Source organism: Pseudomonas sp., from assembly GCF_030147005.1.
Lineage (GTDB): Bacteria > Pseudomonadota > Gammaproteobacteria > Pseudomonadales > Pseudomonadaceae > Aquipseudomonas.
Window position 1 is genome coordinate 1 of sequence record NZ_JASLAW010000183.1, and the last position, 7,010, is coordinate 7,010.

Consider the following 7,010-nt stretch of genomic DNA (forward strand, 5'->3'; position numbering starts at 1 on the left):
CACCACGTTGGCGATGTAGATCGACGAATAAGTACCCGCCAGTACACCGATGAACAGTGCGATGGAGAAGCCGAACAGGTTGTCGCCACCGAAGAACAGCAGCGCCGCGATCGCCAGCAGAGTGGAGATCGAGGTCGCCATGGTACGCAGCAGGGTCTGAGTGGTCGAGATGTTGATGTTCTCGATCAGCGTCGCCTTGCGCAGCACGCGGAAGTTCTCACGCACCCGGTCGAAGACCACGATGGTGTCGTTCAGCGAGTAACCGATGATCGCCAGCACTGCCGCCAGCACTGTCAGATCGAAGGTGATCTGGAAGTACGAGAGGATACCCACGGTCACGATCACGTCGTGGATCAGCGACACAATGGCGCCGACCCCGAACTTCCACTGAAAACGGAAGGCCAGGTAGATCATGATGCCGACCAGCGCCATCAGCATGCCGAGGCCGCCCTGGTCGCGCAGCTCTTCACCCACTTGCGGGCCGACGAACTCGACACGCTTGACCGACGCTGGGTTATCGCCGCCGACCTTCTGCAAGGCCTCGGCTACCTGGTGACCCAATTGCGGGTCTTCGCCGGGCATACGCACCAGCAGGTCGGTAGTCGCGCCGAAACTTTGCACCACGGCTTCGTGATAACCGGCCTTGACCAGCTCGCTGCGCACCAGGGTAACGTCGGCCGGCTTCTCGTAGGTCAGCTCGATGAGCGTACCGCCGGTGAAGTCCAGGCCGTAGTTCAGGCCCTTATGGAACCAGCTGAACAACGCCAGAACGGTAAGGAGCACGGTGACGCCGAACGCAATGTTGCGAACGCCCATGAAGTTGATTGTACGTAACATGGCAGCCCCTTAAATCCACAACTTCTTGAAGTCACGCCCGCCAAAGATCAGGTTGACCATTGCGCGGGTCACCATGATGGCCGTGAACATCGAGGTAAAGATACCGAGGGACATGGTCACCGCAAAACCTTTGACGGGGCCGGTGCCCATGGCAAAGAGAATCCCGCCGACCAGCAAAGTGGTCAGGTTGGAATCGAGAATCGCGGTGAATGCCCGGCCGAAGCCTTCGTTGATTGCACGCTGCACGGTCATGCCCGCCGCGATCTCTTCACGAATCCGCGAGAAGATCAGCACGTTGGCGTCTACCGCCATACCCATCGTGAGCACGATACCGGCGATACCCGGCAGAGTCAGCGTAGCGCCCAGCAGCGACATCAGCGCCAGCAGCATCACCATGTTGCCCGCCAGGGCCACGGTGGCGATGACGCCGAAGAAGCGATAGATGGCGATGATGAACAGCGAGACAAACAGCATGCCCCACAGCGCCGCATCGACACCCTTGGTGATGTTGTCGGCACCCAGGCTCGGGCCGATGGTCCGCTCTTCAGCAAAGTACATCGGGGCAGCCAGGCCACCGGCACGCAGCAGCAGGGCCAGTTCCGAAGATTCGCCCTGGCCGTTCAGGCCGGTGATACGGAATTGCGCACCCAGCGGCGACTGAATGGTCGCCAGGCTGATGATCTTTTTCTCTTCCTTGAAGGTCTGTACCGGCACGTCTTTCTCGACGCCGTTGACCATCTGCTTGGTGTAGGTGGTAACAGGGCGTTGCTCGATGAAGATCACCGCCATGCTGCGACCGACGTTGCTGCGCGTGGCGCGGCTCATCAGTTCGCCGCCGTGGCCATCCAGGCGGATGTTCACTTCAGGGGTACCGTGCTCGCCGAAACCGGCCTTGGCATCGGTCACCTGGTCGCCGGTGATGATCAAGCCACGCTCGATCAGCGCTGGAGGACGGTTGCCTTCGCGGAACTCGAACTCTTCGGAAGTGGCACGGGTAGCACCCGGCTCAGCCGCGAGGCGGAACTCCAGGTTGGCGGTTTTGCCCAGGATACGCTTGGCTTCGGCGGTGTCCTGCACGCCCGGCAGTTCAACCACGATGCGGTTGGCGCCCTGGCGCTGCACGATCGGCTCGGCCACACCCAGCTCGTTGACGCGGTTACGCACCGTGGTCAAGTTCTGCTTGATGGAGTATTCGCGGATTTCCGCGATCTTGGCCGGGCTCATCGCCAGACGCAACACAGCCTGACCGTTGAGGTCGGCCGGTACGATGTCGAAATCGTTGAAGTTCTTGCGGATCAGCGCACGGGCCTGTTCGCGGGAAGCTTCGTCAGCAAAACCCAGCTGAATCGCGCCGTTGAGCTGCGGCAGGCTGCGATAACGCAACTTCTCTTTGCGCAGCAGGCTCTTCACGTCGCCTTCATACACTTTCAGGCGTGCGTCGAGGGCTTTGTCCATGTCGACTTCCAGCAGGAAGTGCACACCACCGGACAAGTCCAGACCCAGCTTCATCGGGTGCGCGCCAATGCTGCGCAGCCAGGCTGGGGTGGTTTGTGCCAGGTTCAGCGCGACAACATAGTCGTCACCCATGACCTTGCGTACGACATCCTTGGCCGGCAATTGGTCTTCTTGCTTGGTCAGGCGCAACAAGCCGCCTTTGGAACCAGCTGCCAAGGTTGCCGCTTTAACCTGGATGCCCGCGTCAGTCAGCGCTTTGCTCGCGCGTTCCAGATCAGCCTGATTGACCTGCAGCGAAGTGCTGGCGCCAGAGATCTGAATCGCAGGGTCATCAGGATAGAGATTGGGAGCGGAATAAATAAAACCGATCGCCAGCACCGCCAGGATCAGTACGTATTTCCACAGAGGGTATTTGTTCAGCATCACGCCGCCCGCTTATAACGCGGGGCGCCTTGCGCGCCCCGTCGATTGGTAAAGGTTGTTACTTAGATCGCTTTGAGCGTGCCTTTTGGCAGCGTGGCGGCGATGGCGCCCTTCTGGAACTTCATTTCTACAGTGTCGGAAACTTCCAGAACCACGAAAGCATCGGACACCTTGGTGATCTTGCCGGCGATACCACCGGTGGTCACAACTTCGTCGCCTTTCTGCAGGCTGCCCAGCAGGTTTTTCTGCTCTTTGGCGCGCTTGGCCTGTGGACGCCAGATCATCAGGTAGAAGATCACCAGGAAGCCGACCAGGAAAATCCACTCGAAACCACCGCCCATCGGGCCGGCAGCAGCAGGCGCAGCGGCGTCAGCCATGGCGTTAGAGATAAAAAAGCTCATTTAGCACTCCAGTTGCAAATAGTGAATCTTAGGGTCGGGAAAACTCAGTCCAAGGGCGGCACAGGGAGCCCGCGCTTGGCATAGAAGGCATCGACGAAGGCGGCCAATGTACCCTGTTGAATAGCCTCGCGCAAACCAGCCATCAGGACTTGGTAGTGACGCAAATTGTGGATGGTATTCAACATGCTACCCAGCATTTCGCCGCACTTGTCCAGATGGTGCAGATAAGCACGGGAGAAGTTCTGGCAGGTGTAGCAGTCACAGGTAGGATCGAGCGGCGAATCATCATGGCGATGGAACGCGTTACGGATCTTCAGCACGCCGGTATCAATGAACAGATGCCCATTGCGGGCATTACGGGTTGGCATCACGCAATCGAACATGTCCACACCGCGGCGCACACCCTCTACGAGATCTTCCGGTTTGCCAACGCCCATAAGGTAACGAGGTTTGTCTGCGGGCATCAGGCCCGGCAGGTAATCGAGCACCTTGATCATCTCGTGCTTGGGCTCGCCCACCGACAAACCGCCGATGGCCAGGCCGTCGAAACCGATCTTGTCGAGGCCTTCCAGCGAGCGCTTGCGCAGGCTTTCGTGCATGCCGCCCTGGACGATGCCGAACAGTGCCGCGGTGTTGTCGCCGTGGGCATTCTTCGAGCGCTGGGCCCAACGCAGCGACAACTCCATGGAGATGCGCGCGACGTCTTCGTCAGCCGGGTACGGCGTGCACTCGTCAAAGATCATCACGATGTCGGAGCCCAGGTCGCGCTGCACCTGCATCGACTCTTCCGGGCCCATGAATACCTTGGAACCGTCCACCGGCGAGGCGAAGGTCACGCCCTCCTCCTTGATCTTGCGCATGGCGCCCAGGCTGAACACCTGGAAACCACCGGAGTCGGTGAGGATCGGGCCTTGCCATTTCATGAAGTCATGCAGGTCGCCATGCTTCTTGATCACTTCCGTGCCCGGGCGCAGCCACAGGTGGAAGGTGTTGCCGAGGATGATCTCGGCGCCGGTGGCAACGATGTCACGCGGCAGCATGCCCTTGACGGTGCCGTAGGTACCCACCGGCATGAACGCGGGGGTCTCGACGGTGCCGCGCGGGAAGGTCACGCGACCACGACGGGCTTTACCGTCGGTGGCCAATAATTCAAACGACATACGACTCATAAGTTGTCCTCAGGGCCGCGCGGCGCCGGGTTGCGGGTGATAAACATCGCATCACCGTAGCTGAAAAAGCGGTACTCGTTGGCGATGGCGGCTTGATAAGCGGCCATGGTTTCCGGGTAACCGGCAAAGGCCGACACCAGCATCAACAGCGTGGATTCCGGCAGATGAAAGTTGGTGACCAGGCAATCGACCACATGGAACGGCCGGCCCGGGAAAATAAAGATATCGGTGTCTCCACTGAACGGCTTGAGCACGCCATCGCGCGCCGCGCTCTCCAGCGAACGCACGCTGGTGGTGCCCACCGCCACCACCCGCCCGCCGCGCGCCTTGCACGCGTTAACCGCGTCCACCACTTCCTGGCTGACTTCCAGCCATTCGCTGTGCATATGGTGGTCTTCGATGTTCTCCACACGCACCGGCTGAAACGTCCCGGCCCCCACGTGCAGAGTCACATAGGCGGTTTCGACGCCCTTGGCGGCGATTGCGTCCAGCAGCGGCTGGTCAAAATGCAGCCCCGCCGTCGGCGCGGCAACAGCACCGAGGCGCTGGGAGTACACCGTCTGATAGCGCTCGCGGTCCGAGTCTTCGTCGGGGCGGTCTATATAAGGAGGCAACGGCATATGGCCGACGCGCTCCAGCAGCGGCAAGACCTCTTCGGCGAACTTGAGCTCGAACAACGCGTCAAGGCGCGCGACCATCTCGGCCTCGCCACCGCCATCGATCAAAATGCTCGACCCCGGTTTCGGCGACTTGCTGGAGCGCACATGGGCCAGCACACGATGGCTGTCCAGCACACGCTCCACCAGAATTTCCAGCTTGCCGCCGGAAGCCTTCTGGCCAAACAGCCGCGCCGGAATCACCCGGGTATTGTTGAACACCATCAAATCGCCCGGGCGCAAATGCTCAAGCAAATCAGTGAATTGACGGTGTGCGAGGGCACCGCTCGGCCCGTCCAGGGTCAGCAGTCGACTGGCGCGACGCTCGGCCAAAGGGTGGCGAGCGATCAGCGAATCAGGGAGCTCAAAAGTAAAGTCAGCAACGCGCATGATGGGGTTCGTCTAGCAGGGCCGGGAAGTCTAGCGGAAATAGTGAAAATTGACCATGAAACGTGATTGACCAACGGTAATCTCATCTCTATACTTCGCCGCCATTGAGCCCTGATGGCGGAATTGGTAGACGCGGCGGATTCAAAATCCGTTTTCGAAAGAAGTGGGAGTTCGATTCTCCCTCGGGGCACCATCTTAAAAAAAGACCTTGAATTTCAAGGTCTTTTTTTTCGCCTGTAGAAAAGTGGACGATCAGCTGATTCATCGCACACTGCCCACTACAAGCCTGAAACACAGCCCAAATGGGGGAGCTGGCTTGCCTGCGAAGATGCCGGCCCCAACACCCTCAAACCAACGCCTTACACAGCGCGCCCTCCACCCTCCTCAGTGGCCCCATTCGGCGGCATCCCCTTCGCCAAATCATCCACCACCGCCTTCGCCATCTCTCCCAAATAATGTGATGCCCATGGGAAATGCCTTCGCGGGTTACTCGCTCCGGATGCCTGAGCAGAATTACGCAGAACTTTGCACTATCCATGTAATGCCAGAACATTGGCGTACCGGGATGGAACTGGCGCTCTTGGAGGCCTATGCCCTGGACGCGGTACAGCACGGATTCACGCAGTTGCGATTGAGAGTGCGACCTGATAATCCCGCGAAGAGGGTGTACAAGAAGGCGGGATTTGTATGCACCGGTACCGGTGCACATGATTACTTGACGTATAAGCGACACGCGTGAAGCGACCGGCATGGTATTTACACGGGATAAATGGAGTAACGGCCTTTAGGAAGGAGATTGCAATGCCAGTGGACACCCACCCAATCCGCATTCTCTCGCAACGCCTTAGCATTGAGCCATTCTGCGAGCAGGACGCTGTTGAGTCCTTCCCTTGTCTCACACCGTCTCTGACTCGCTACATGTCCTGGGAACCGCCTGCCTCTCTAGAGGAGTACGCGCAAGTCTGGAGGCAGTGGTTGCCTGCGATAGCGGATGGCAGCGACATGGTGTTCACGATCAGGGAGCTGGTAAATGCTCGTTTTGCTGGCTTGGCCGGACTGCATCATACCTGCAGTGAAACACCGGAGTTGGGTATCTGGATCCGTGAAGATAAACACGGGCTGGGCTTTGGTGGTGAAGCGGTGCAGGCGGTCGTTCAGTGGGCCAGCCAGCGGGTGGCAGCAAAGCGCTTCATCTACCCCGTTGCGACGCAAAACTATGCGAGTCGACGTATCGCCCAAGCTTTGGGCGGAGTCATCATCGAGAGGCGGACATCGGAAAAATACGACTCGGTTGTGTACCAAATACCGACGATTTAACCCTGCTTGCGTAATTGCATGGACTTGACCCCCCATTTGAATTCGACTTGACCAGTCATTTGCACGGAATGTGACAGCTAACTGGGTGGCGATGACCGGTTGAATCCACAGCCGATAGGCGCCAGTCGTTACCGGCGGCGGTCGGCCAAAAGGAGTCAGCCGGATGTTTCCACGAAGCTAGGCGCTATTCAGCCACGTAACATTCAACACGCTAACGAGTGAGTAGAGAGGAGCAGCAACAGCGAGCGCACGGCCCGCCATTGCAGACGTGTGACGGGGCTTATTTTTGCTGCAGCACATTCCGGTCTAGAAAACGGTGGATTTCGCCACTGATCTCGTTCAAGTGTGTTTCCAGTGCGAAG

8 protein-coding genes and 1 tRNA gene are annotated in these 7,010 nt (G+C 58.9%); 3 read left to right on the forward strand and 6 right to left on the reverse strand.

Annotated elements, in window-relative coordinates; all coding sequences use genetic code 11:
* The 5 genes from secF to queA all read right to left on the reverse strand — a co-directional run.
* The coding region (gene secF / locus Q1V60_RS17210; protein ID WP_300632729.1) for a protein translocase subunit SecF at positions 1-837 on the reverse strand (837 nt) is incomplete at its 3' end.
* Between the two features lie 9 nt (positions 838-846).
* Entirely contained in the window at positions 847-2,715 is a 1,869-nt protein-coding gene (gene secD / locus Q1V60_RS17215) for a protein translocase subunit SecD (RefSeq protein WP_300632731.1), read from the reverse strand.
* Between the two features lie 62 nt (positions 2,716-2,777).
* The gene (gene yajC, locus Q1V60_RS17220) at positions 2,778-3,116 is read right to left on the reverse strand and encodes a preprotein translocase subunit YajC (RefSeq protein WP_003175975.1); all 339 of its coding nucleotides are present in this window, start codon (positions 3,114-3,116) and stop codon (positions 2,778-2,780) included.
* 44 nt (positions 3,117-3,160) lie between these two features.
* Positions 3,161-4,276 carry a tRNA guanosine(34) transglycosylase Tgt gene (tgt, locus tag Q1V60_RS17225; RefSeq protein WP_162279259.1) on the reverse strand — a complete coding sequence of 372 codons (1,116 nt, stop codon included), beginning with the start codon at positions 4,274-4,276 and terminating at the stop codon, positions 3,161-3,163.
* Positions 4,277-4,281: 5 nt separating this feature from the next.
* Positions 4,282-5,331, reverse strand: a complete 1,050-nt coding sequence (gene queA / locus Q1V60_RS17230) for a tRNA preQ1(34) S-adenosylmethionine ribosyltransferase-isomerase QueA (protein WP_300632733.1) — start codon at positions 5,329-5,331, stop codon at positions 4,282-4,284.
* Between the two features lie 108 nt (positions 5,332-5,439).
* Here queA and Q1V60_RS17235 point away from each other — a divergent pair.
* A tRNA-Leu gene (locus Q1V60_RS17235) sits at positions 5,440-5,524 on the forward strand.
* A gap of 166 nt (positions 5,525-5,690) precedes the next feature.
* Here Q1V60_RS17235 and Q1V60_RS24965 read toward each other — a convergent pair.
* Complete coding sequence (locus tag Q1V60_RS24965) at positions 5,691-5,783, reverse strand: hypothetical protein (RefSeq protein WP_363321066.1); 93 nt, start codon at positions 5,781-5,783, stop codon at positions 5,691-5,693.
* 14 nt (positions 5,784-5,797) lie between these two features.
* On the opposite strand from Q1V60_RS24965, the gene Q1V60_RS17240 reads away from it, so the two are divergent.
* Both Q1V60_RS17240 and Q1V60_RS17245 read left to right on the forward strand, forming a co-directional pair.
* The gene (locus Q1V60_RS17240) at positions 5,798-6,070 is read left to right on the forward strand and encodes a GNAT family N-acetyltransferase (protein WP_300632736.1); all 273 of its coding nucleotides are present in this window, start codon (positions 5,798-5,800) and stop codon (positions 6,068-6,070) included.
* A gap of 62 nt (positions 6,071-6,132) precedes the next feature.
* Positions 6,133-6,648 (forward strand): GNAT family N-acetyltransferase, encoded by a 516-nt coding sequence (locus Q1V60_RS17245; RefSeq protein WP_300632737.1) that lies wholly within the window; start codon positions 6,133-6,135, stop codon positions 6,646-6,648.
* The last annotated feature ends 362 nt before the right edge of the window (positions 6,649-7,010 follow it).